A 23212-nucleotide genomic window follows, 5' to 3' on the forward strand; every position below is an offset into this window, starting at 1 on the left:
CGACATCGCTTCCTAGGACACCTGCTTCAACAACCCCCGTACCGCCTCGTCCACGACCCGGTACCGCACCACCCGCCCCTCCTTCTCCCCCGCCACCACCCCGGCCGCGCGCAGCAGCCGTAGCGCCTGCGAGACGGCCGGGTCGTTCATGCCCGTGGCGATCGCGAGGTCGGAAACCGCGAGCGGGCCGGTGCGGTGCAGGGCGAGGAGGAGGGAGAGGCGGTTGGGGTCGGCGAGGAGGGCGAAACGGTCGGACCAGGTGCGGACGTCGTCCGGGTCGCCGATCGCGGCGATGGCGTCGCACACCCGGTGTCCGTCGATGGTGCGGCGGTCGGCTCGGTCGGCCGGGACGAGGTGCATGGGGCTCATCCTCGCAGGCGCCCCTGTGTGATCTTCCATACCTGCGCAGGTGCGCAGCTATGCAGGGGAGGCCGGCACCCCCTACGGTGGGCGGGCCGTGGTGCTCGGGAAGCCGGTGACGACCCCTCAAAGGTCCAGACCGGCGCGGCCCTCGCCACTGTGATCGGGAAGTGTCCGTGCCGTCGAAGCCACTGGTCGTACGACTGGGAAGGCAGGCGCGGACACGCACGACCCGTAAGCCAGGAGACCGGCCACGGCACGTCAGGAACTGATCCACGAGGTGTTGGAGCTGACCGTATGACCGAGCCTGCCCTGTCCAAGGCCACGCCCCCCACGACCGGTGCCGGTACCGGTGCCCCCACCGGCTTCCGCTGGCGGCGCGAGGACACCGTCAAGACCGCGGGACTGCTCGCGGTGATCACCGCCCTGCACGTCGTCGCGTTCGGCATCCTCTTCCTGCTCGTCGTCCCCGCCCACTACGAGGTCGGCACCAAGGCCTTCGGCGTCGGACTCGGCATCACCGCCTACACCCTGGGCATGCGGCACGCCTTCGACGCCGACCACATCGCCGCGATCGACAACACCACCCGCAAGCTGATGGCCGACGGCAAGCGGCCGGTGTCCGTGGGGTTCTGGTTCGCGCTCGGGCACTCCAGCGTCGTCGTCGTGCTCGCCACGCTCATCGCGGGCGGCACCCAGCTGGCCGGCAAGGTGATGAACGAGGGTTCCAGCACCCACCAGGTGCTCGGGTTCCTCGGTACGACGATCTCCGGCACCTTCCTCTATCTCATCGCCGCCCTCAACCTGGTGGCCCTGGTGGGCATCCTGAAGGTCTTCCGGGCGATGCGGTCGGGGTCGTACGACGACAAGCAGCTGGAACAGCACCTGGACTCCCGGGGGTTCATGAACCGGATCCTCGGGCGGCTCACCAAGTCCATCACCCGGCCGGGGCAGATGTTCCCGCTGGGCTTCCTCTTCGGTCTCGGTTTCGACACCGCGACCGAGGTCACGCTGATGGTGATGGCCGGTTCGGGCGCGGCCGCCGGGCTCCCCTGGTACGCGATCCTCTGCCTGCCCCTGCTCTTCGCCGCCGGCATGAGCCTGTTCGACACCCTCGACGGCACCTTCATGAACTTCGCCTACCAGTGGGCCTTCTCCAACCCGGTGCGCAAGGTGTTCTACAACCTCGCCATCACCGGCCTGTCCATCGCGGTCGCCTTCTTCATCGGCACCATCGAGCTGGTCGGTGTCCTGCACGACAAGTTCGACCTCACCGACGACCTCACCACCTGGATCGCCGAGATCGACCTCGACAACGTCGGTTACGTCATCGTCGGCCTGTTCGTAGTGGTGTGGGCGGCGGCGATCGCTTACTGGCGGCTGGCGAAGGTGGAGCAGCGCTGGAGCGTGGGCAGTTCCTGACCCGGCGGGCTCACCCAGCCCAGCGGGCTCACACCCCCTCCACCGCCGTCAGCCACAGCTTCACGTACCGCTCCACGTCCACGCCCAACCCGACGTCCACCAGGGTCACTTCGCGCTCCCCGTCGTGGATCTCGGACTCTCCGGGGCGGCGACGGCGGTCGACGACGGTCTGGCCGCGGGTCGGGCCCGGGGCCAGGCTCACCTCCACCGGGAGGAGTTCGGTGGTCAGCCCGTCGGGGTCGACGACCGCGCAGACCGCGCCCGCGTCGCCGAGCCCGCCGGTGGGCGTGGGGTCGCCGGTACTGGCCGGGTCACGGTGGGCGAGCAGTGCACCGGCCATGCGCAGACTGGGCTCCGCGCTCGCCCGCAGCCGCTGCACGTCGGCGGCGGGGACGACGACCCGCTCGAAGACGTCGAGGCCGTACATCGTGATCGGCACGCCCGCGGTGAGCAGGACGGCGGCCGCCTCGGGGTCGTGCCAGACGTTGAACTCCGCGACCGGCGTGGCGTTCCCGGTCGCCACCGCCCCGCCCATGAACACGATCCGCTCGATGTTGCGCACCACCTCGGGGTGGGTGCGCAGCAGCAGCGCGATGTTGGTGAGCGGCGCGGTGGGGATCAGGGTGACCGGCCGGGGCGAGGCGAGGATCTCCCGCCGGAGGAGGGTCACCGCGTCCACGTCCACCGCCACCCGGGTCGGCGCGGGCAGCCCCAGGTCGCCCATCCCGTCGAGCCCGTGCACGTGCTGCGCGGTGCGCACCGGCTCGATCAGCGGCCGCTCGGCACCCCGGGCGACCGGGATGTCCCCGGCTCCGGCCTGCTCCAGCACGGTCAGGGTGTTGCGGACCACGCCGTCCACGTCGGTGTTCCCGGCGACACAGGTGACCGCGCGCAGGTCGATGCCGGGATGCCGTACGGCGAACAGCAGGGCCAGGGCGTCGTCGACACCGGTGTCGCAGTCGATGATCACCGGAATGGGCTGACCGGTCACGGCGGGGTCCTTTCCCTCACTGGCGTACGTGTACGTCGCTGACGTGTGCCGGCGTACGGGACCGACCTTACGCAGCCGCCCAGAGTTCGGCCCCGCGATCAGCGGCCCGTGCGCCGATCCGCCCCAGCAGCTCGGCCACGGGCACGGCTCCGGGCCTGCGCCCGTCCCGCAGCCGCACGGCCGCACGGTCGCCGTCGGCCTCCCGCTCCCCGATCACCGCCAGGTACGGCACGAGCCGCGCGGCACGGACCCGGGCACCGAGGGTCCCGCCGCCGCAGCCGGACAGCTCGGCCCGGACACCGCGCGCCCGGGCCCGCCGTACGACGTCGAGGGCCTGCTCCTCCTGCCCGTCGCCCACCGGCAGCACCGCGAGCTGCACGGGCGCGAGCCAGACGGGAAAGGCACCGGCGTGCGCCTCGACGAGATGGGCGACGGCTCGCTCCACACTCCCGATGATGCTGCGGTGGACCATCACCGGCCGGTGTTTCCTCCCGTCGCTGCCGATGTACCGAAGGCCGAAGCGCTCGGGCTGGTGGAAGTCGATCTGGACGGTGGAGAGGGTGGACTCACGGCCGGCGGGGTCGGTGACCTGGACGTCGATCTTGGGCCCGTAGAAGGCGGCCTCGCCCTCGACGGCCTCGTGGTCGACCCCGTCCAGGACCTCCTCGAGCAGACCGGTGGCACGGCGCCACAGCTCCGGGTCGGGAACGTACTTGCCCCGGCCGTCCTGGCCGCCGCCCGGCAGGGAGAGCCGGTACCGGGTGGCCCGGATGCCGAGGTCGTCGTAGGCCCGCCGGATGAGCCCGAGGGCGGCGCGGGCCTCGGCCACGGCCTGGTCGGGGGTGCAGAAGATGTGGGCGTCGTTGAGCTGGATGGACCGCACGCGGGTGAGACCGCCGAGCACGCCGGACGGCTCGGAGCGGTACATGGCCCCCAACTCGGCGATCCGCAGCGGAAGTTCGCGGTAACTGTGCGACCGGGACCGGTAGATGAGGGCATGGTGCGGGCAGAGACTGGGCCGCAGCACGACCTCCTCCCCCTCGCCGCCTCCCATCCGCATGGGCGGGAACATGTCGTCGCTGTAGTGGTCCCAGTGCCCGGAGATCTCGTACAGCTCCCGCTTGCCGAGCACGGGCGAGTACACGTGCCGGTACCCGGCCTCCCGCTCGACCTCCCGGACGTACTCCTCCAGCAGATGCCGTAAGACGGCCCCGTCGGGCAACCAGTACGGCAGCCCCGCGCCCATCAGCGGGTCGGTGTCGAACAGACCGAGCTCTCGGCCGAGCCGGCGGTGGTCGTGCATGGGTTTCTCCCTCACTCACAGGGGGCGAGGGAACCCGACGGTCACGGCAGAACCCCGGGGCACTCGCCCCGGGGCTTCGGACTGCGTCAGCTGGCAGCGCGCCGGGGGTGATCCGGCGTCGTCGTGATGGACGGGAGTGCTTGGGCGCGCTGCATGGGGCGAGGGTAGGGGGTGGCGGAGGAGCGGGGCGAGGGGTTTTTGCCTCAATTGCCAGGCGGGTCGAATGGTCCTTGCCTTGTCTCAGCCGCCGGGCGGGTCGAAGGTCTCCACGTCCGTCCGGAACACGTCCTGCCCTGGGCTGGCCGGCGCGACGAGGACGACGAAGTCGGGCAGTGCGGTGGCCGAGGGAGTCCCGTCGTCGTCGACGCCGCAGACCTCGTCCTCCCAGGCGATCAGGTGGATCACCACCGAGTACCGCCCCGCGGGCAGCTCGAACTGAACGATCTCGGGCCACGCCTGCGCACCCACCGCCTCGATACCACTGAGCCACAGCCGCCCCGACGAGGAGAAAAGGTAGGCGTCCGAGCTGAGCAGCCCGTGCGCACGCTCCCGTTCCGTCAGCTGGGCAGGCCGGTCGGGGCCGCCGAAGCGCACCAGGACCGCGAAGGCACCGTCGTTGCGGATGTTGATGGGCACCAGGGAGCCCGCCCTGATGTGGCGCCGGACGTCCTCGTCCGCCCCGAGCCGGAGGTTCCACGTCTCATGGTCCACGACGTCGGTGAAGCTCTCCGGATCCCACAGAGCGAGCATCCCGGCATCGGTCGCCACGGTCTCGGCGGGGCGGGGCGTAGGAGTCACGGCGAAATCCTGTCACGCACGGGGACCAGCCCCTCCCCGGCGGACCAAGTAGCTTCTTGACCCTCACACCGTGTCAGGCGGTCAGCTCGGAGACATCATGTTCACCATCGGAGACTTCGCCCGGCACGGCCGCGTCTCGGTCCGGATGCTGCGTCACTACGACGCGACCGGACTGCTGCGACCGGCTCACGTCGACCCCGCCAGCGGCTACCGGCACTACACCGCCGCCCAGCTCGCCCGTCTCAACCGGATCATCGCGCTCAAGGACCTCGGATTCACTCTCCAGCAGGTGCGGGACATCGTGGACGAGAAGGTCGGTCCCGAGGAACTGCGCGGCATGCTGCGGCTGCGGCGGGCCGAACTGGAGACCGCGATGGCGGCCGCGGCGGCACGGCTGGTGCAGGTCGAGGCGAGGCTCCGGGCCATCGAGAGCGAGGGGCACATGCCCACGAACGACGTTGTCATCAAGAGCGTCCCTGCCGTCCGGGTGGCGGAACTGACCGCGACGGCGGCGAGTTTCGAGCCCGAGGACATCGGCCCGGTCATCGCACCGCTCTACGACGAGCTGTTCCGGCGCCTGGACGCGGCGGGCATCACGCCCACCGGCCCCGGCATCGCGTACTACGAGGACGCGGCGGAGGGCGGAGGCAGGATCAGCGTCCACGCCGCCGTCCAGGTCTCCGCCCCGCTCCAGGTCTCCGCCCCGCTCCACGACGGCACCGCCCTCCACGACGGCACCCAACTCCCGGACGGCACACCCCTCCAGGACGGCACCTTCCGGATCCTCGACCTGCCGTCCCTCGACGAGGCGGCGACCATCGTGCACCGCGGCTCGATGGACACCGTGCTCCCCACCGCCCAGGCTCTGGCCCGCTGGATCGACGCCAACGCCTACGAGTCGACCGGCTACCCCCGCGAGATCAACCTGGAATGCCCGGAGAACCGCGACGACTGGGTGACGGAACTCCAGACACCGGTGACCCGGTCCTGACCGATCTCTTCACCTCGGCCTGCGCCACCTCGCGAGCCGACGCCGATTTCACTCGAAGGCGCCGCAGCCTCCACCGACAGCTGCTCAGCACCGTGGGCGACCGGGCAAGAGGGCGTGGTCGCCCCCCTACGCCGCCGCAACGCCCAGGAAGCGCAGCACCGCCAGCACACGGCGGTGGTCGGCGTCGGCCCTGGGCAGGTCGAGCTTGGTGAAGATGCTGTTGATGTGCTTGGCGACCGCGCTCTCGCTCACCACCAGCTCGGCGGCGATCCCGGAGTTGGACCGGCCGCCCGCCATCAGCTCCAGCACCTCCCGCTCGCGCGGTGTCAGCCGGTCGAGCGGATCGCTGTGCCGGCGCACCAGCAGCTGCGCGACCACCTGCGGGTCGAGCGCGGTCCCCCCGGCCGCCACTCTGCGCACCGCCTCCGCGAACTCCTCGACGTCGGCGACCCGTTGCTTGAGCAGATAGCCGACGCCCGAGGTGTTCGTGGCGAGCAGATCGGCGGCGTACCGCTCCTCCACGTACTGCGACAGCAGGAGCACGGCGGTACGCGGGTACTGCCGACGGATCACCAGCGCGGCACGTACGCCCTCGTCGGTGAAGCCGGGCGGCATGCGCACGTCGACCACGGCGATGTCGGGCCGGTGCTCCTCGACCGCCGCCAACAGCCCCTCCGCGTCGGCGACCTGCGCGCACATCTCGAAGCCGGCCGCCTCCAGCACCTTGACCACGCCGATGCGCAGCAGGAGGGAATCCTCAGCGATCACGGCGCGCACGGCAGCTCCACGGTGACGACGGTCGGGCCCCCGGCGGGGCTGCGGCAGGAGAACGTGCCGTCGACGGACGCGACGCGCTGGGCCAGCCCGGCGAGCCCGGTGCCGCCGGCCACGGCGAGATCCGCGCCGCCCGCCCCGTCGTCCGCGACGACCACCAGCAGTGTCTCCCCGATCCGCTCGACGGTCACGTCCGCCCGGCTCGCCTGGGCGTGTTTGACCACGTTCGTCAGGGCTTCGGAGACCACGAAGTACGCGACGGCCTCGACCGTGGGCGAGGGGCGCCGCGGCAGGTCCACCGCCACGCGCACCGGGATCGGGAGGCGGGCGGCGACCCCGGACAGCGCGGCGTCGAGGCCGCGGTCCTCGAGGACGGCGGGATGCAGACCGCGCACCAGGTCGTTCAGCTCGGCGATCGCCTCCTTCGCCTCGCGGTGCGCCTCGTCGATCACCCTGCGAGCGTCTTCCGGCAGGTCGCCGAGGGTGGCTTTGGCCAGGCCCAGGTTCACGGCCAGCGCCACCAGACGCTGCTGTGCGCCGTCGTGCAGGTCGCGCTCGATCCGCCGCCGCTCGGCGTCGGCCGCGTCGACCACGCCGGCCCGGCTCTCGGCGAGGTCGGCGACCCGGCGGGCCAGCTTCTCCGTACGGCTGGGGCCGAGCAGGACCTCGGCCGCCCGGGTCTCCAGCCGCACCAGGGCGCCGGTCAGCCGGGGCCCGAGGCACAGCAGGGCGAGGCCGCCGGCGGTGATGTATGCGGCCTGCGTGGTGTACCCGAGGTCGGTGATCCGCCACTGCGTGGGCAGCGCCCAGATCCACACGTAGACGGAGGCGGCCACGAGAGCGGCGGCCCAGACGGCGAGGACGACGAGGTCCAGGACGGCGAACAGCGGCCCCACCACGGCGTGGTAGCAGACGTGCCGCCACAGGGCCCGGCCGGTCAGCCGGCGAACCACCGGTGTCCCGCTGGCGGCGGGACGCGGGAGATCCTCGCCGACGAGCGCCCGGTAGCGCCGCCGCTGCCCGGCGGTCAGCAACGGAGCCAGCACGACCGTGAGCAGCACGGGCAGCGGAGTCACGGCCACTGCGGCTGGCGTGCGCGCCGACGCCGCGATCGCGCCGAGCAGCCAGAGCCACAGGGGCACGATGGCGAGGTGAAGCGGCAGACCGGCGGCGACGAGCGCGGTCCGATGTCCCGCCCCGCGGAACGGCCGACCGGCCACCAGCCGCAGCCACGTGGTGAGGTGCATGCCTCAAACGCTAAAGCCGCAGACCATCCGCATGCCATGACGCTTCCGCCCGGTTCGGGGGTGCAGTTGTCTCCACCCCAGGTCGGAACCCTGCGTGACTGACGGCGCCCTGGTGTGCGCCGGAGGGTGGAGCACGTGAAGGAGAGATCCAGCAGGGAGCGGGGGAAGACGATGCGTCAACTGGTGCTGCACGATGAGGAAGTGGCCGGTGCCGAGGTCATCCCGCTCTACGAAGAGGTGGAGGAGCCGCGCCCGGCGCGGGGGATGCGGCGGGCCGGGTGGCTGCTGGTCGTCTGCGGGCTCGCGCTGCTGCCGTGGCTGTACGTGCTCGCCACCGGCCTGCCGGCCACCGCGACCGTGACGCACTGGCCGGTCGCCTGGGTCGGGCTCGACGCGCTGGAGGCGCTCGGCCTGATCGCCACCGGTCTCCTCGCCGCCCGCGGCGACCGACGGCACGCCCTGGCAGCGGCCGCGACCGCGACGCTGCTGGTGGTGGACGCCTGGTTCGACACCACGACCGCGGCCACGGGCGGCGACCTCGCCACCGCGATCACGATGGCACTCGGCGCCGAATTGCCGCTGGCCGCACTGTGCGCCCGACTGGCCCTACGAACGCTGAACCGACCCGCGTGACACCGCCCGCCCAGCCGCATGCCACGGAGCAGATCGATCCACCGGAGAACACCATGCTCCGCGTTGGCCGCCGTCTGCTGGATGGGCGACACGGCACCCTGTCCGCATGCCCAACCCGACCTGCTCGACGTGTCGTTGACGTTTCTAACAGCTGCCCGGATTGACGCCGTACTGCGACCGCGGCCGGGGGGCTGATCCTAGAGATCGGCTCAGGGGCTGACCTGCAGGCACTGCACATCGCCCCGCAGGTCGGGCCAGTGGGACGGCTCGATGTGCTCGACGTCCAGCAGGACATGCTCAACCGGGTGTTGTGCTGCGCCGAGCGCGACTGCCTGGCGACGATCAGGCCTACCCGTTCTCGGACGCACGTGAACAGCCGTACGCCGACGGGACATTCAATGCCATATACGTCTTGACCACACTCGGTGGGATCCCCCAGCCGGATCGGGTACTGCGCGAGGCGGCGCGGATGCTGGCACCAGCGGGCGGTTGGTGAGCGGCGAGTTCTTCGACCGGCACTGGATGACCTTCGGCCGGCTGCACCGGCTCGCCGACGCCACCGAGCCTCCACCTGACCGAGCGCCGCGGCCCAAGCCCGGCATTCCTGGCGCGTGGTAGGCCGCTCTGGGAGGCGAGCGGGCTCCGCCCCCACCGAAGCCGGCCACGAAAACTGTGGCGCGCCCGCAAGGTGAGAGGGGAGCAGCCCGGTAGGTCCTCAGCTGCGGGGTGACCCTAGGTTGGGGTCGGGTGCGAGGCGTAGGTCCCAGGCGCTGCGGAACCGCTCGGTCATGAGGTGTGCGCTACTGCGCGAGATTTCTAGTTCTAGGCGAATTGCAGCGAGGACGTCGAGGTCGCCGTCACTGTGCCCTCTTTCCTCTTGCTCTCGTGCGCGTCGCGGGAACTCTGACTGGACGAAAACCTGTAGAAGGGTCACGGCGAAGAGGGCATAGGTAGATACGTCCTCCCACACATCCGGAGCGTTTTCAGCCCTTGCACTCAGCGTGGAATTGGAGCTGATGAGCGTGGCCAATGCCATCTCGACCCGCTCGATGTCGTAGAGGTCAGTTGCATTCGCTTGCCGGATGAGGTTGGTAATGGTGTACAGGGTGTGGACCTTCCGACCATGCTCGGCCGTATGCGTACTTTCACCCAAAAGAAGACGAAACGACGAAAGAGCTTGCGAAATCTCTTCGAAGAGTAGAGTTGCCGCTATCGGAATAAGAGCGGCACTCTGAATTCGATGTCTAATCTCGACCATTTTTCGAGCATATCTGATGAGGTCACGCGGTATTCCGCCAGCTAGGGCATGAACGAGGGCAACGAACGGATCTCGGAAGCCAGGGACTCTCTGCTGAAGGAGTTCGGTGGCCTGGGACAGGTCGCGGCGGCTGACGTACTGCACCGCTTCGAGGGAACTTGCCGTGATGTCGCGGCTTGGAATCCCTCTCTGCATGAATGCGGCTCCGATGTCTTCAGACACGGTGAGGAGGAAGTACACGCCGGGTATGGCAAAAATGGCCTTGATTTCGGCAAGGAATGACTTCACCTGCTCGACGGAACCGAGGCGATCCAACTCGTCGATTCCGAGAAATACCTTCCATTTGTAGTTGCGCTCTTCGCTGCCGATACGGGTCAAGAGACCGCAAAAGTGACTGACTAGTTCAGGATATGAAAGAGCTCGCGAGGAGACTCCCGTCGTTCGACTTCCCCCAAGCGTCACCCCGACGACACCAGGCAGGCCCAGAGTGGTAGCGTTGCTCGCATTCTGGGTGTACTGCAATAGGCTGAGGTAGTTATTACATTCGGCGAGCAGTGCACGATGACGGCGATAGCGGCGGCGAAAGAGCTTACCTAGAACGCGGGATCGTGCGACAAGGATGAGGCTTACACTGACCAATACAACTCTGCTTATGAAAGGATGCTGTTTCCACCAATTCACGATGGTTCCCGTGACCGTATGCCAGGCGCTGGTGAGGGTTCCGACGAATTCTGTCGCCACCCACGCATAGGCGTCACGTGTGGGACCCCACAAGGCGAGCCCCAGACCCGCAAGCCCGAGGATGAGGTACACCCATCCAGGGAGCGCCCTCGAAACGCGCCGGAGGACGCCCGCGATGCGCGTCCGAACGATAAAGGGCCCTCGGGCGCGGTGGCCATACAGAGCAAGGTAGCTGCGGCAAACCTGCTGGAAAAGACTGACCAGAAACTCTTCCGGCCTATAGTTGGCGGGGGTTTGAACGGTGACGTGAAAATTCGGGGCTTGAACGGTCGAATCCAGGGTTCCCTCGCATGCCTTACGAAGAAGCGTCGATTTTCCCACACCACGGGGGCCGCATATGGCGATAGCCCCACCATCCATCTGGTCAAGCTTCCGCTTAAAGTCGGACTCCAGATCGGTCGTGACCCAAAATTGTGAATGATGAGCATAGGTCAATCCCGAATTATGCTGGAAGACGAGTAGAGTGTCGTGTTCAGGACCGAGCATCTGCACGATTTCTCGCCGCATCGCCTGCGCTATTTTGACCTCAAAGGAAGAGCGCCACATGACTGCGTCAATTGCCAACTGCATCAAATGGTAGCCATACAGCGCGGAGTGCCAGGTCCCGCGAATGAAACGAGAAACACCCCTGCGCCGTTCCTCATCTTTCAGTATCAGGTACGTGAAGGCCGCCGTGATGCCATTGATCAGTATGGCACCCCACCACGAATAAGCCGGATACGCCAACGCGTTCATGAGGATAAACAGCAGGGCAACCACCCAGACCAGCAGCAGTTGGGCCAGAGAGAGTCCCACAGGCAACGTGCGCCGGTTCTGAGCCTCATTCAACTTGGTCAGACGCGGCAGAATGTGCACTCGATAGGTCACGTCGTCGCGGAGGACGCTCTCCGTAATCTCGCCGTCCTGCATCCGAGCACGCAGCCTCGGCTTGGACAGTTGCTCCGAATCGAATTCAAGATAGTTGGCTATGTCGGGACGTTGCATAGACCTTTCGATGCAAGACGTCCAGATCCAGCGGAGGACTGGTGACTGGATGTGTGAGCGGTAGTCGTTCATAGCCATCTTCTCGATTGGATGCGGGCTTTCAGAGTGGTTGCTGATCGGGTGAACCTGTCGGGGTGCCCAACGCGCGCGAGGCTCCCGTGCCGCTGCGGTTGTTCGAAGTCTCAACCCACAGGCACAGGAGCCGCGTTGGTTTCATATCTGCCCGCACACGATCTGCCTCACGCCCGGGTCGACTGGCTCAGCATGCTCATCGTCATCCGCGAGGGCGAGCGCCGCTGCGAGCTGCTGCCGCACCAGCGTGTGCTGGTGGGTCTGGTGTACCTGCGTCGGCACGCCACTCTCCCCCAGCCCGCTGCGAGTCCGGAATCTCGCTCGGCATCGCCTACGCCTGCACGCGGGCCGTCATCGACCTGCACCCGGTAGTTCAGTAGGGCCGCGGGATCCCGTGCTCGTCCAACGCGGCCTCGTACCGCCCCAACAGCCCCTCCAGGTCCGCCAGTAGAAGACCGGCGGAGTCCCGGGCCTCCGCCAGGTCGCCTCGCTCGCAGGCCTCCATCACCTCGGCCACGCTGCTGCGGAGGACGTGAAGGGAGTCGCCCTGCACCAGGACTCCCGGGAACCGTCTGCCGGGTATGCGGACCACGGCGTCGTTGCCGCCGTCCGTGAACAGCTCGACCTCGATGCGTTCCATCGCAGCATCCAACCCGACGCACCACCCGGCAGCAACGGCGATGACCACAAAGGGTTTTGAGCAGCCGCGCCCACCCGCGGACAATGTCGGCATGACGCTGACGATCTGGATCGACGACTGGCAAATCCAGTGCTGTGGAGAGAGCTTCGCGCCGGGGGATGTCGTCTCCTGGAAGCTGCTGGCAGTCGATCCGGAGGACTACGCCGAAGTCGTCGGCAGCGAGCGTGCACGCGAGATCGACTTCCGTGAGGAGCATCACGGCCAGGGGGAGGGACAGGATCCCACTCCGGTGGAGGTCGTGTCGGTCACTGAGGTGCACTGCCGGTACGGGGTGCCCCCGGGCGCCACTGACACCATGAACTGTCCCGTCCCCGGTACGACCGTGCTGGTTCCGGTCGACGAGGCGGACGGGTGGGCGAAAGCCAGGCCCGACGTCCGTTTCGCGGGATATCTGGTGACGGCCAGGCAGGTGCGGGGCGGCAACTCCGACGACGTCAGCGCGGCCGAGCTGCCTCGGTCTCCCTCGTAGGCACGCTCGCACTCCGAGAGCCGGCCCTCCGGGAGCCCACCCCGCGCACCACCCGCCCACGGCCTGGCGTCTACCCCGACCCGTCGGACCCGCCCGTGACCGGCGGTCGAGCTCGTCTCCCGGGAGCGGGGGTGACCGGTAGGGGTGATGAGCGGGGGCGGCCGGGGGAGGCGGCTCGGGGCGTCGGGCTCGTGTCGTTCGTGCGCGGGCGGGGGCGCAGTCGTGGCCGCGGAAAGGGCGGGGCCGGATGGCCGCGCGCCGTTCGTAACCCGTACGGCCCCGACCGCTGGTGACCCCGCTCGCCCGGTGATCACTTGGAGGCATGACCCCGTCCCGTGTCCCAGCTGCCGTGTTCGGTCTCGCCGTGCTTCTCGGTGCCACCGGGTGTTCGGCGCTCTCCACCCCGCCCACCGCCCCCAAGCCGCCGATCACCCGGCCCACCAGCGCGGCCCCGGCGTCCCCGAAGGCCTCCCCCGCCTCCTCCACCGCCCTCACCGAGGCGATGGCGCAGGCCGCGCTGATCACGGAGGCCGATCTCGGGGAGCCCTGGACGCCCACGCAGGGCACCGCCACGTGGCACGACGGGGTGCTGAAGGGGAAGACCGAGCTGCCGGACTGCCAGCGGCTGCTCGACGCGCTGTACGCGGACGACCTGTTCGGGGCCGACGCGCAACCGCGTGCGGTCGTCGGGCTCGACGACACGTGGAACGAGGCGCAGCTGCGCTACCAGGTGTTCGCCCTGGACCCGGCCCGGACCGACAAGACCCTGGCCTGGCTGAGCGGAGTCCCGCGCAAGTGCGGGCAGTTCGCGGCCACGACCTCCACGGGCGCCGTGCTGGGCGTGCAGGTGACCGCGGCCGAGCTGCCGGAGACGGGGGACTCCCGGCAGGGGCTGCGGGTGCTGCTGACCGGTCAGTCGCCGGACGGCGAGCCGGTCACCCTCACACTGGAGGCCGCCGCCGCCCGGGTCGGCGAGGACGCGATCATGGTGTCGAACGGCGGTTTCGGCGACGTGACGACGGACGCCACGTGGACGGCCCTCCAGGTGGGAGCGCAGCGGCTGACGGAGGTCAGGAAGCGGGGCCGGGTCCAGGTGTGAGCGGTCAGGCGCGGCGGGGCTCGCCCTCCAGCAGGTCCGGGCCGGAGGCTGCGCTCGGCCGGCGCCCTGGCCACGGCCGTCAGGGGCCGCTGCTCCTTCTTCGCGACCGGCGCAGCAGATCGGGCGGAACACCTCGTCCGCCGCGCCGCTCGGCGGGACATCGCGGAACGACGGCGGCCGTACGGAGGGCAACCGCTCCGGACCGGTCCGCCGCCCCCGGACGCCCTTCCCAGACGGCATGCCGATTCATTACCTTCGGAGGTGACGGTCAGGAAGCGGCCACACAGCGTCGTCGAGTCGAACTGTGCCGGAGCCGTTTTGCCCTCTTCCGTACCCCCCTCGCCCGTACCCTGAGCCCCGCGTCGGCTTGAGCGCCCCGCTCCTCCGAGCTACACGCCCCGGGCACGGTCGGGACTCCGCCCCCTGCCGCGAACCCCTGCCTCGGACCCCTGACCCAGCCCCCTGCCTCCGTCCCTGTGCCCGCCGCCGACCGGGGCGTCTCCCGCCGTCCCGAGCGGGCCGGGGACCTTCCCTGAGGACCGCGCGAGCGCACGCGCGGTCCTCACCAAGGCGGTCGCCGCCGTCCGGACGGCGGCGACCGCCCCCTGGCCTCCGACGCTGCCCGTACGACCCCGCGTCACAGAGGGACTGTGCCAGCACCGACCCGGTACGGGCGCCGGACCTCACAGGGGCGGCTGGGCCGGTGCCGGGCCCAGGGTCGTGGTGCCGGGGGCCGTGCGGTGGCCGAGGCCGGTCCGGTAGGCGTCGAGGGCCGCCTCTACCCGTCCCGTACGACGCAGCAGGTCGCCCAGCAGGCGGCACAGGTCGGCCAGGTCGCCCGCGGCGCCGGCCCGCTCCAGCAGGCTCAGGGCGCGCACGTAGTGCTCCTCGGCGGCCTCGGTGTCGCGGGCGTCCTCGGCGATGATGCCGAGCAGGCGGTGGGCGGCGGCGGAGTGCAGGGCCCCGCGCTCGGGGCTGAGGTCGCTGAGCACGTCGTGGAGCAGGGCGGCGGCCTCCTCGGACTTGCCGCGCCGGTGCAGCACGTCGGCGAGTTCGACGGCGGCCTGGCTGGAGTAGAGGGCGGCCCGCTTGGCGGAGAGCATGGCGAGGGCCTGCCGCAACTCACCCTCGGCGCGCTCCAGTTCGCCGTTCTGGGCGTAGACGTAGCCGCGCATCCAGTGGCAGTTGGCGAGCTCGGTACGGAGCTGGAGGCGGCGGTAGAGCTCGGCGGCCTTGGCGAGGGAGGCGTCGGCCTCCGCGAGGCGGCCCTCGGCGAGCAGGGTGCGGGCGACGGACCGGTGCATACGGGCGACAAGGGCGGGGTCGCCGGACTGCGGGGCGAGCGCGAGGGCGAGTTCGGCGGCCTGCGCGGCGCGGGCGTGGGCGCCCATGTCCATGTAGGGGCCGATGACGCTGGCGTAGAGGAGAAGCAGGGCGTCGGGGTCGTGGAGGCCGCCGCGGTTGAGTTCGTCGAGGGTGGACTCCAACAGGTAGACGCAATAGCGGAGTTCACCGGCGAGGTAGTGGGCAAGGGCGCGGCCGCGCAGGGCCGGGACCCGGGCGGGCAGGGGTACGCCGTCGCCGAGGGCCTGCTCGGCGCGCTCGAAGTACTCCCGGGCGGGGCCGAGTTCGCCGGTCTCCACGGCGCACTCCCCGAGCCCGAGCAGGGCGGCGGCCCGTACGTCGGCGAGGTCGAGCGCGTCGGCCTCGGCGAGGAGGCGGGCGTACTGCTCGGCGGACTCCTCGGCTTCGCCGGTGGCGAGGGTGCGCTGGGCCTCGGTCAGACGCAGGCGCAGGTCGGTGACGAGGTGGGCCGGGCGGCCGGTGGCGAGTTCGTCGAAGCCGACGCCGAGACGGTCGGCGAGGTGCCTGAGCGCGTCGTCTGAGGGACGTACCCGGCCGGACTCCAGAGTGGAGATGTAGGCCGGGGTGTAGGCCGGTTCGGCCAGCTGTTTCTGGGTGAGGCCGCGTTCGACCCGCAACTGCTGCACCCGTCGCCCGATGACACCCGGGTCGTCCCGCTCCGACATGGCCAACTCCCCGAGTCCCTCTTGCCGTTCGGCTCCCGCAGCCCCTAGGTTAAACGGCGTATTAAGCGTGCTTAATACACTGCCACCCCCCAGGACACCCACCGCCACCGCTGCGAGGCCGCCGTGCTCGGACGCACCAGCACCACCGCGCGCTACACCAGGGGTTTCGCCGCCGCGGTCGTGGCCGTGGCCACGCTCGTCCTGGCGGCGAACGCGGGGCCGGCGAAGGCCGCGGGGGAGCAGCCGGCCGAGCGGACGCACCAGGTCGAGCAGGTCATCGCGCACACTACCGGGCACACGACCGGCCACACGTCGGAATGAGTCCGGCCGGAACTCCGGCGGCGGAAGGCCTCGGAGCCGGAACTACGGGGACTGGTGGCCCCGGAACTGGAACTACGGGGAGAGGTCGCCTCAGAGCTGGAACTCCGCGGGCTGGAGGCCCAGGGTCGCGCACGCCTCCCTCAGGATCGACTGCTCCGCCTGGGAGAAGTGGCCGTCCGCACCGGCGATCACGATGCCGGTCTGGATCACCGCGCGGGCCTCGGTGGGCTTCTTGGCCGCCTTGGCGATCTCCTGGAGCGCCTCCGCCTTGCCCTGCGGGAAATTGCGGGTCAGCAGGTCCACATGCTTGTGGAAACGCTGGCGCAGCTGCTCCGGCGGGAAGTTCTGCAACACCTCGTTGCTGAGGATCAAGGACTCCATCTGCTGCATCTCGGACGCGTCCACCTGACCGTCGGCGGCGGCGACCAGCGCGCACATCGCCATGCTGGCGTCCCGGTACGCACCGCTCTTCAGCTCGGCCTTCAGAGAGCCGAGCTGCGTCTTCAGCACGCCGACGAGCTGGGCCCGCGAACCGCCGCCGCGCGTGCCGCCGTGTCCCTGCCCACCGGTCGTCGCGCCACGCCCCTGGGCCTGCTGCTGGAGGTTCTTGGCCTGGTCCTTGAGCCGGTCGAACAGTGCCATCGACGTCACCTCGGTACTCGTTGAGTGATCTCACCCCGTCAACGGACACACCGAGGCAAAGGTTCCACCAAGTCGACGTCGGCGGGCCTCCCCGCCCCCGGACCGGGGTCCCCCTCGCCGCCTACGCTGCCCGCATGACGTCTCCCGCCGCCCGTACCGCGCTGGACCTCACCGCCGGCCTCCCGGTCCCCGACCTGGAGGACTTCTACCGGGACCTGCACCGCCACCCCGAGCTGTCGTTCCGGGAGCACCGCACGGCGGCCCGGCTCGCCGAGCGGCTGAGAGCGGCCGGTTTCGAGACCGTCGAGGGCATCGGCGGCACCGGGATCGCGGGCGTGCTGCGCAACGGGGACGGGCCGACCGTCCTGCTGCGCGCCGACATGGACGCACTGCCGGTGGAGGAGCGCACCGGACTGCCGTACGCCTCCCAGGCGCCCGGCGTGATGCACGCCTGCGGGCACGACCTGCACGTGACATGGCTCGCGGGGGCCGCGCGGGCGCTCGCGGACGGCAGGGACGCCTGGTCGGGGACGCTGGTGCTGGTCGGCCAGCCCGCCGAGGAGAGCGGCGGTGGGGCGGCCGCGATGGTCGCCGACGGGCTCTACGACCGTGTCCCGCGCCCGGACGTGCTGCTGGGCCAGCATGTCGCGCCCGGGCCGGCCGGGCTGTACCCGCACGTGCCCGGCCTGATCATGTCCGCGACCACGGACGTGGAGATCGTGGTGCACGGCCGGGGCGGCCACGGATCGCGGCCCGAGACCACCGTCGACCCGGTGGTGACGGCCGCCTACATCGTCACGCGGCTCCAGACGGTGGTCAGCCGGGAGATCAGGCCGCGGGAGCAGGCCGTGCTGACCGTCGGCCGGATCGAGGCGGGCACGGCCCCCAACATCATCCCGTCGACCGCCCGGATCTCCCTCAACCTGCGCACCCAGTCGGACGCGGTCCGGGACCGGATGCTGACCGCGATCCGCCGGATCGCCGCGGGTGAGTGCCACGCGGCGGGCTGCCCGCGCGAGCCGGAGGTGATCCCCGGCGGCTCGTTCCCGGTCACGGTCAACGACCCGGAGACCGACCACCGGATCGCCGCCGTGCACCGCGAGGTCTTCGGCGCCGTGACCGTCTTCGACCCCGGCCCGGCGATGGGCAGCGAGGACTTCTCGAAGCTCGCGCTCGGTGAACTCCCTTACTCGTACTGGTTCGTGACCTCCACCCCGGCCGACGTCTGGGAGGCGGCACCCGGCGCGGACCTGTGGGAGAAGTTCGACGCGGTGCCGAGCAACCACAGCCCGCACTTCGCGCCGGACCTGTCGGTGGTCGGGCCGGGCGTGCGCACGCTGGTCTCGGGAGCGCTGGCGATGCTCGCCTAACCCTGCATCTGGAGTTTCCTCAGCTGGGTCTGCACGTTCTCCAGCGCGCCCTGCCGGCGTCCGGGCACCCGCATCCGCAACCCGGCCAGCACGATGCCGAGTTGCCGCACCTGCTCCACGTCACGGACCAGCGCCCACTGGTGGTGGGCACGGTCCACGGCCGTCTCCACGGGCCCCGCGTCCACAGCCTGCCCGGCCCCGAGCCGCGCCTCGGCCACGGTCAGCCAGATCCGGCAGCTACGCACCGGGTCCCCGGCGAACATCGCCAGATCCGCCCGTACCTCGGCCCAGTGCAGAGCCTGCTCGGACGCGGCCCCGTGGTCACGGGCGGCGGCCTCCCCATGAGCGGCGGCAACGACTTCGGCATCCTGATGCCGCCCCTCCTGCACGGCGGCGGCGATGTAGGCGTGGGGATCCACGGACTCCGCCGCCCCGGAGGACCGACCGGGAACGACCTGCCGAGCGGGGGCGAACCGCGGAACCGGGGGCACGTCCTGGGTACGGGGGGACTCCTGGGCCGGGGCACCCTGCTGAGCCGGAGCCGCACCATGAGCCGGCACCAACTCCTGAGTTGGAGCCACCCCCTGAGCCGGGGCCACCCCCGACGCCGGAGCCACCCGCTGAGCCGGGGCCACCCCCGACGCCGGAGCCACCCGCTGGGCCGCAACCACCCCCTGCTCCGGGCCCCCCACCTGAACCGAAGGGACCGAAGGGACCGAGGCGACCGAGGCGACCGAAGGGACCGAAGCGCCCCCCGGAACCGACACCACACCCTGCGCCGGCACCGCCGGCTGAACCGACCCCACCGGCGCAACCGGCACTGCACCCTGCGCCGAGGCACCCCCCTGAACCGGCGCCCCCGGCCAAACCCCCGTCACCCCCCGCCCCGGCGGCACCCTGCCAGGCGCCGCCACCGGCACCGACGGCACCGTCAGCACGATGTCGCCGTACGCCTCGCTGCCCAGGCGGCCGAAGGCCTGTTGGTGGAGGTCCGGTTCCGCCGGGCGGTGACCGCTGCGGAGGATCGTCGCGATCGTCTTCATGTACGCCGGCACAGCGACCTTGCGGCGGGACGGCGGGGGCGCGATCCGCCCGTACACCGCGTTGTTGCGCCCGGAGTCGAGGGCGTGCGTCCGCAGCCATCCCCAGGTCTCCGCGTCGGCGTGCAGATCGAGGAAGAGCGTCGTCGAACCCGGCGTCCGCAGCCGGAACTCCTCGCGGATCCACTGCCAGGGCAGCGCGGTGTAGCGGACCGTGGCCGGCGTGGTGCGGGCCAGCGCGAGGTGGGGCAGATGCTGGCGCCGGTCCAGGGCGAGCTGGCCGGCGACGAACACGGTGAGCGGACCGGGCGTGGCCGCGACGGCACGCAGCCGGGTCAGGACGGCCTGCGGTTCCAGGGGGTCGGCGAGTTCGACGACGTTGGCGGTGTCGGTGCCGGAGAGCACGGCGGGCGGCACCGCGGCGAGGACGGGAAGCACGGACGCCGCGTCCACCAGACAGCTCTTGCCCACCGGTGAGGCGGCGAGCAGCAGCACGGTCCCGGGCATCGTTCCCTCCCCATCCCCCGTCGATCACTTACCGCAGCACGGTAACCGCTGCGGCAGGCAAGGGCAGTTCCCGGGACGGCAAACGCCCCTTTCGACTTGCCAGGGACCCTCTCCAGGTGTGCTCTGGAAGGCAGGGGCATACCGGGGGGCGGAGAGAGGAGTGCTCTCATGGCTCATGCGGCACCCGCGGGCGGTTTCGCCCGGACACCCGACGTGTTCAGCCCGAAGGTCCATCGCGCGGCCCGGTACGGCATCCCCGTGGCCCTGGGGCTGGTCTACGGCTACTGGGCGGCGGCCAACCGCAGGGACGGCGGGCCGATCACCGGCTGGAACGTCCTGTTCGGGTGTGTGACGGCGCTCGCGTTCATCGTGCTGTGCCTGGCCGTGGCGACCTTCGCCCCGCTGCTGAAGCGAGAGCTCCACTCGGCCGTGAAGTCCGGTTTCGCCGGCGCGGCCGTCGGGTTCCTGTACAGCCAGACCGGGGAGAGCGTGCTGCGCTCGGTGGCGCTGGGGCTCGCGGTCGCGGCGGGCATCTTCGTCGTGTTCTTCTACCGCTACTACACCCACGAGGACGCCGAGGGGAACCGGATCCGCTGAGAGGGTCCGGGAACAGCGGTGGGCCCCCTGGCCGGGAGACCGGCCAGGGGGCCCACCTTTCCCTCATCCCGAGGACCTTTCCCTCATCCCGACGATCCGGTCACGGTCCAGGTCCAGGAGCCCGAGAAGCTGAAGGACACGGTCCCGGAATCCGCCCACGTGTCGGAACCGGCGTTCCAGTCCGGGTCGCTCCAGTCGGCGTTGTTCCAGGTGTCGTTCTTCCACTGCGGACACGGGTCCGCGCAGGCCGGCACGGGACGTCCCGCGGTGTCGACGAACGCGGCGCTGACCCAGCCCTCGGCCCCGGTGAACCAGTACCAGTACGGGTTGCCGTTGACGCTCTGTCCGCGGACCATGCACTCGATGCGGTCCCGACTGCCCGGTGCGAGCCGGTCGACGACCGCGGAGTGCGTGGTGGGCGCGTCCCGCACGTTGAGTGCGGTGCGGGAGACGATGGTGCCCCAGATCGGACCGCCTCGACCGTGGCCTTCGGCGTGCGTGGGCGGGGCTGCCGCGGCGAAGGTGCCCGCCGCCGGGACGGCGAGCGTCGCGCCGGTGAGCAGGGCCACGGCCAGGGTCCGCAGGGCCGTAGGGGTGCGGTGCATGGATCGGCCTCCTTCTCCCCGATGCCCCCCGATGTCCCCCACTTCCCCCGGATTTCCCCGGATTTCCCGGTTCCCTCTTGATCCATGAGACACCCGTTCGGGTGAACCCTCCACCGGAGGGCCTAATCCGCAGCTCCACGGCTCGCGCGGTCGCCTTCGGCGGTCTTGCCTGGAGGGGTGACCCCCCGTGTCCGTGGCGCCCTGTCGGCCGCCCTGATCGCCGTGGCCTGTCTTCTGGTGCCGTTCGGCGCGCTGGCGGCCTGGGCGGCGTACGGCCTCGCCGATCCGGGCCGGTACGTCACCGCGATGGCACCGCTGGCCGCCGACCCCGCCGTACGGGGCGCGATGGAGGACGAGGTCGACGCACCGCTGCGGCCCTTCGTGCACGACTTCGCCCGCACCCCGGCCTTCCCCGCCGCGTGGGACGCCGGCAACCGGGCCGTCCACGACGCCGTGTGGAGCGCGCTGCACGACGACAGCCGGCGCGAGGTGACCGTCGACCTGGCCGAGGTGGGACGCCGACTGGCCCCGGGACACCTGTCCGAGGTCCTGCCCCGGGCCAAGGTGGCCGTGCTCCCGGCCGCCGAACTCGACCGCCTGAGGAAGGGCTACGACGTGCTCGAAGTCGCCGGTTTCTGGCTGCCCGTCACGGCCGCCGTCCTCGCCGTCAGCGGGATCGCGGTCGCGGCCTGCCGCCGCCGCGCCCTCACCGCGACCGCACTCGGCACCGCGCTCGGCGGCGCGCTGCTCGGTCTCGCCGTCGCCGTGGGCCGCCACCTCACGATCACCGACCTGCCGGACCCGGTCCACCGCCCGGCCGCGGGCGCCGTCTACGACGCGCTGACGGCCACCCTCCGCACGGTGTCCTGGCTGCTGGTGACCGTCGGTCTGGTGGTGGCCCTGACCTGCTGGATCACCGGTCGCTACGGCTCGCCGCGAGCCCGGCGAGGGTCCGCAGCGCCCGTTCCAGATCCGGCACCGGAGCCGACCCGAGCCCGAGCCTGACCGCGTCCGGGGTGCGGTGCGGGCCGACGGCGAAGGACGGTCCGGGCGTCAGGGCGATGCCGAGCGCCGCGGCGGCGGCCGTGAAGGTCTCCGCCCGCCAGGGCGCGGGGAGCCGCCACCAGGCGTAGTAGGCGCGCGGATCGGACCGTACGGCGAACCCGTCCAGGCAGGCGGCGAGCAGCCGTTGCCGGTGCGCCGCGTCGGCCCGTTTCGCCGCGACCAGCCGTGCCACGGTCCCGTCGGCCATCCACCCCGTCCCCGCCTCCAGCGCGAACCGGCCCGCGCTCCAGCCGCCGGAGCGGACGGCGTCGGCCACCGTCTCGGTGAGCGGCCGGGGGACGACGAGGAAGCCGACCGTGAGCCCCGGCGCGACCCGCTTGGAGAGCCCGTCGACGACCAGGGTGTGTTCGGGGGCGAGGGCGGCGAGCGGGTCGTCGGCCTGGGCGAGGAACGACCAGATGCGGTCCTCCACGACGGGGATGTCCAAGGCGGTGACCGTACCCGCGAGTTGCCGCCTGCGCTCGGTGCCCATGGTCGCGGAGGTCGGGTTGTGCAGGGTCGGCTGGACGTAGAGGGCCGACAGGGGAGCCGTGCGGTGGGCGGCGGCGACGGCGTCCGGGAGCGGGCCGTCCTCGTCGGTGGCGAGCGGGACCAGGGTGATGCCGAGTCGGGCCGCGATCTCCTTGATCACCGGGTAGGTCAGCTCCTCGACCCCGACCCGGCCGCCCGGCCGTACCAGCGCGGCGAGGGCGGCGGCCACCGCCTGGCGGGCGTTGCCGGTGAAGAGGATCCGGTCCGGCTCGGGGCGCCAGCCCGGGGTGGCGAGCAGGGCGGCCGTGGCCTCGCGGGCGGCCGGGGTGCCGGTGACGGCCGCGGGGCGCAGGGCCTCGGTCAGCGCGTCGGGGCGCAGGAGGGCCGCGAGCGTGCCGGCGAGCAGGTCCGACTGGCCCGGTGCGGAAGGGTAGTTGAGCTCCAGGTTGACGGGCGCTCCGGCGTCCTCGATGAGCCCCCTGCCGGGCCGCTCGGGCAGGCCGGCCCGTACGAAGGTGCCGCGCCCGACCTCCCCGACGACCAGGCCACGCCGGACGAGTTCGCCGTAGGCCCGCTCCGCCGTGGACGCGGCGATCCCGTGCCGGCGGGCGAACTTGCGCTGCGGGGGCAGCCGTTCGCCGGGCCGGAGCCGTCCGGCGGTGATGTCGGCGGCTATGCGGTCGGCGATACGGCGGTAGTCGGGCACTCGAACTCCCCCACCC

23 protein-coding genes and 1 riboswitch are annotated in these 23212 nt (G+C 71.1%); of the genes, 10 read left to right on the forward strand and 13 right to left on the reverse strand.

Annotation, left to right across the window (positions count from 1 at the left end):
* Positions 1–12: 12 nt before the first annotated feature.
* The gene (locus tag IF54_RS0118590) at positions 13–360 is read right to left on the reverse strand and encodes an ArsR/SmtB family transcription factor (RefSeq protein ID WP_020134325.1); all 348 of its coding nucleotides are present in this window, start codon (positions 358–360) and stop codon (positions 13–15) included.
* 81 nt (positions 361–441) lie between these two features.
* Positions 442–631: riboswitch (cobalamin riboswitch) on the forward strand.
* Positions 632–657: 26 nt separating this feature from the next.
* Between IF54_RS0118590 and IF54_RS0118595 the strand changes: the two genes are divergently transcribed.
* Positions 658–1782 (forward strand): HoxN/HupN/NixA family nickel/cobalt transporter, encoded by a 1125-nt coding sequence (locus tag IF54_RS0118595; protein ID WP_030319997.1) that lies wholly within the window; start codon positions 658–660, stop codon positions 1780–1782.
* 28 nt (positions 1783–1810) lie between these two features.
* Here IF54_RS0118595 and IF54_RS0118600 read toward each other — a convergent pair whose 3' ends face one another.
* From IF54_RS0118600 to IF54_RS0118610, 3 genes are all read right to left on the reverse strand, one after another.
* The gene (locus IF54_RS0118600; RefSeq protein ID WP_030319998.1) at positions 1811–2773 is read right to left on the reverse strand and encodes a nucleoside hydrolase; all 963 of its coding nucleotides are present in this window, start codon (positions 2771–2773) and stop codon (positions 1811–1813) included.
* Between the two features lie 67 nt (positions 2774–2840).
* On the reverse strand, positions 2841–4076 hold the full coding sequence (thrS, locus tag IF54_RS0118605) for a threonine--tRNA ligase (protein WP_030319999.1): 1236 nt from the start codon (positions 4074–4076) through the stop codon (positions 2841–2843).
* Between the two features lie 240 nt (positions 4077–4316).
* Positions 4317–4874, reverse strand: coding sequence for a hypothetical protein (locus tag IF54_RS0118610; RefSeq protein ID WP_159002152.1), 558 nt, complete (start codon positions 4872–4874; stop codon positions 4317–4319).
* Between the two features lie 97 nt (positions 4875–4971).
* On the opposite strand from IF54_RS0118610, the gene IF54_RS0118615 reads away from it, so the two are divergent.
* Positions 4972–5865, forward strand: coding sequence for a MerR family transcriptional regulator (locus tag IF54_RS0118615; protein WP_030320008.1), 894 nt, complete (start codon positions 4972–4974; stop codon positions 5863–5865).
* A gap of 126 nt (positions 5866–5991) precedes the next feature.
* Here the strand turns inward: IF54_RS0118615 and IF54_RS0118620 are convergent, their stop codons facing one another.
* Positions 5992–6642 carry a response regulator transcription factor gene (locus tag IF54_RS0118620; protein ID WP_030320009.1) on the reverse strand — a complete coding sequence of 217 codons (651 nt, stop codon included), beginning with the start codon at positions 6640–6642 and terminating at the stop codon, positions 5992–5994.
* Entirely contained in the window at positions 6630–7886 is a 1257-nt protein-coding gene (locus IF54_RS0118625) for a sensor histidine kinase (RefSeq protein ID WP_030320010.1), read from the reverse strand. Before IF54_RS0118625 ends, IF54_RS0118620 begins: the two co-directional genes overlap by 13 nt.
* Before the next feature lie 171 nt (positions 7887–8057).
* On the opposite strand from IF54_RS0118625, the gene IF54_RS0118630 reads away from it, so the two are divergent.
* Both IF54_RS0118630 and IF54_RS43415 read left to right on the forward strand, forming a co-directional pair.
* Positions 8058–8519 (forward strand): hypothetical protein, encoded by a 462-nt coding sequence (locus IF54_RS0118630; protein ID WP_420790387.1) that lies wholly within the window; start codon positions 8058–8060, stop codon positions 8517–8519.
* Between the two features lie 310 nt (positions 8520–8829).
* Positions 8830–9015, forward strand: coding sequence for a methyltransferase domain-containing protein (locus IF54_RS43415; RefSeq protein WP_234439008.1), 186 nt, complete (start codon positions 8830–8832; stop codon positions 9013–9015).
* A 219-nt stretch (positions 9016–9234) separates the two neighbouring features.
* Here the strand turns inward: IF54_RS43415 and IF54_RS42715 are convergent, their stop codons facing one another.
* Positions 9235–11574, reverse strand: coding sequence for a hypothetical protein (locus IF54_RS42715; RefSeq protein ID WP_159002154.1), 2340 nt, complete (start codon positions 11572–11574; stop codon positions 9235–9237).
* A gap of 373 nt (positions 11575–11947) precedes the next feature.
* A complete protein-coding gene (locus IF54_RS0118645; RefSeq protein ID WP_030320017.1) occupies positions 11948–12214 on the reverse strand; it encodes a DUF6959 family protein in 267 nt (88 codons plus the stop codon).
* A gap of 91 nt (positions 12215–12305) precedes the next feature.
* Here IF54_RS0118645 and IF54_RS0118650 point away from each other — a divergent pair, with 91 nt between their 5' ends.
* Both IF54_RS0118650 and IF54_RS0118655 read left to right on the forward strand, forming a co-directional pair.
* On the forward strand, positions 12306–12743 hold the full coding sequence (locus tag IF54_RS0118650) for a DUF6578 domain-containing protein (protein WP_030320018.1): 438 nt from the start codon (positions 12306–12308) through the stop codon (positions 12741–12743).
* 322 nt (positions 12744–13065) lie between these two features.
* Complete coding sequence (locus IF54_RS0118655; protein ID WP_030320023.1) at positions 13066–13842, forward strand: hypothetical protein; 777 nt, start codon at positions 13066–13068, stop codon at positions 13840–13842.
* 683 nt (positions 13843–14525) lie between these two features.
* Here the strand turns inward: IF54_RS0118655 and IF54_RS0118660 are convergent.
* Positions 14526–15872: a helix-turn-helix domain-containing protein gene (locus IF54_RS0118660; protein WP_030320025.1), complete on the reverse strand. Its 1347-nt coding sequence runs from the start codon at positions 15870–15872 to the stop codon at positions 14526–14528.
* Positions 15873–15995: 123 nt separating this feature from the next.
* Here IF54_RS0118660 and IF54_RS0118665 point away from each other — a divergent pair, with 123 nt between their 5' ends.
* Positions 15996–16193, forward strand: coding sequence for a hypothetical protein (locus IF54_RS0118665; RefSeq protein ID WP_030320028.1), 198 nt, complete (start codon positions 15996–15998; stop codon positions 16191–16193).
* A gap of 90 nt (positions 16194–16283) precedes the next feature.
* On the opposite strand, the gene IF54_RS0118670 is transcribed toward IF54_RS0118665, so the two are convergent.
* Positions 16284–16835: a tellurite resistance TerB family protein gene (locus IF54_RS0118670; RefSeq protein ID WP_030320030.1), complete on the reverse strand. Its 552-nt coding sequence runs from the start codon at positions 16833–16835 to the stop codon at positions 16284–16286.
* Positions 16836–16969: 134 nt separating this feature from the next.
* On the opposite strand from IF54_RS0118670, the gene IF54_RS0118675 reads away from it, so the two are divergent.
* The gene (locus tag IF54_RS0118675; protein WP_030320032.1) at positions 16970–18205 is read left to right on the forward strand and encodes an amidohydrolase; all 1236 of its coding nucleotides are present in this window, start codon (positions 16970–16972) and stop codon (positions 18203–18205) included.
* Here the strand turns inward: IF54_RS0118675 and IF54_RS0118680 are convergent.
* Positions 18202–19752 (reverse strand): hypothetical protein, encoded by a 1551-nt coding sequence (locus tag IF54_RS0118680; protein WP_030320034.1) that lies wholly within the window; start codon positions 19750–19752, stop codon positions 18202–18204. The two genes, IF54_RS0118675 and IF54_RS0118680, sit on opposite strands and share 4 nt — an antisense overlap.
* Positions 19753–19920: 168 nt before the next feature.
* On the opposite strand from IF54_RS0118680, the gene IF54_RS0118685 reads away from it, so the two are divergent.
* Positions 19921–20349 (forward strand): hypothetical protein, encoded by a 429-nt coding sequence (locus tag IF54_RS0118685; RefSeq protein ID WP_030320035.1) that lies wholly within the window; start codon positions 19921–19923, stop codon positions 20347–20349.
* A gap of 83 nt (positions 20350–20432) precedes the next feature.
* Here IF54_RS0118685 and IF54_RS0118690 read toward each other — a convergent pair whose 3' ends face one another.
* On the reverse strand, positions 20433–20954 hold the full coding sequence (locus IF54_RS0118690) for an SH3 domain-containing protein (RefSeq protein WP_030320038.1): 522 nt from the start codon (positions 20952–20954) through the stop codon (positions 20433–20435).
* Between the two features lie 177 nt (positions 20955–21131).
* Here IF54_RS0118690 and IF54_RS0118695 point away from each other — a divergent pair, with 177 nt between their 5' ends.
* Entirely contained in the window at positions 21132–21959 is an 828-nt protein-coding gene (locus tag IF54_RS0118695) for a hypothetical protein (protein WP_030320039.1), read from the forward strand.
* On the opposite strand, the gene IF54_RS0118700 is transcribed toward IF54_RS0118695, so the two are convergent.
* A complete protein-coding gene (locus tag IF54_RS0118700; protein WP_030320041.1) occupies positions 21868–23196 on the reverse strand; it encodes a PLP-dependent aminotransferase family protein in 1329 nt (442 codons plus the stop codon). The genes IF54_RS0118695 and IF54_RS0118700 overlap by 92 nt on opposite strands.
* Positions 23197–23212 lie beyond the last annotated feature (16 nt).

It is taken from the genome of Streptomyces sp. NRRL B-3229, assembly GCF_000719505.1.
In the GTDB taxonomy this organism is placed as follows: domain Bacteria; phylum Actinomycetota; class Actinomycetes; order Streptomycetales; family Streptomycetaceae; genus Streptomyces; species Streptomyces griseorubiginosus.

Excerpts from the sequence above, each read along its gene's own strand:
- IF54_RS0118590 (WP_020134325.1), bottom strand. The coding sequence starts at position 360 with ATGCACCTCGTCCCGGCCGACCGAGCCGACCGCCGCACCATCGACGGA.
- IF54_RS0118595 (WP_030319997.1), top strand. The coding sequence starts at position 658 with ATGACCGAGCCTGCCCTGTCCAAGGCCACGCCCCCCACGACCGGTGCC.
- thrS (WP_030319999.1), bottom strand. The coding sequence starts at position 4,076 with ATGCACGACCACCGCCGGCTCGGCCGAGAGCTCGGTCTGTTCGACACC.
- IF54_RS0118615 (WP_030320008.1), top strand. The coding sequence starts at position 4,972 with ATGTTCACCATCGGAGACTTCGCCCGGCACGGCCGCGTCTCGGTCCGG.
- IF54_RS0118625 (WP_030320010.1), bottom strand. The coding sequence starts at position 7,886 with ATGCACCTCACCACGTGGCTGCGGCTGGTGGCCGGTCGGCCGTTCCGC.
- IF54_RS0118630 (WP_420790387.1), top strand. The coding sequence starts at position 8,058 with ATGCGTCAACTGGTGCTGCACGATGAGGAAGTGGCCGGTGCCGAGGTC.
- IF54_RS42715 (WP_159002154.1), bottom strand. The coding sequence starts at position 11,574 with ATGAACGACTACCGCTCACACATCCAGTCACCAGTCCTCCGCTGGATC.
- IF54_RS0118645 (WP_030320017.1), bottom strand. The coding sequence starts at position 12,214 with ATGGAACGCATCGAGGTCGAGCTGTTCACGGACGGCGGCAACGACGCC.
- IF54_RS0118650 (WP_030320018.1), top strand. The coding sequence starts at position 12,306 with ATGACGCTGACGATCTGGATCGACGACTGGCAAATCCAGTGCTGTGGA.
- IF54_RS0118655 (WP_030320023.1), top strand. The coding sequence starts at position 13,066 with ATGACCCCGTCCCGTGTCCCAGCTGCCGTGTTCGGTCTCGCCGTGCTT.
- IF54_RS0118660 (WP_030320025.1), bottom strand. The coding sequence starts at position 15,872 with ATGTCGGAGCGGGACGACCCGGGTGTCATCGGGCGACGGGTGCAGCAG.
- IF54_RS0118670 (WP_030320030.1), bottom strand. The coding sequence starts at position 16,835 with ATGGCACTGTTCGACCGGCTCAAGGACCAGGCCAAGAACCTCCAGCAG.
- IF54_RS0118675 (WP_030320032.1), top strand. The coding sequence starts at position 16,970 with ATGACGTCTCCCGCCGCCCGTACCGCGCTGGACCTCACCGCCGGCCTC.
- IF54_RS0118680 (WP_030320034.1), bottom strand. The coding sequence starts at position 19,752 with ATGCCCGGGACCGTGCTGCTGCTCGCCGCCTCACCGGTGGGCAAGAGC.
- IF54_RS0118685 (WP_030320035.1), top strand. The coding sequence starts at position 19,921 with ATGGCTCATGCGGCACCCGCGGGCGGTTTCGCCCGGACACCCGACGTG.
- IF54_RS0118690 (WP_030320038.1), bottom strand. The coding sequence starts at position 20,954 with ATGCACCGCACCCCTACGGCCCTGCGGACCCTGGCCGTGGCCCTGCTC.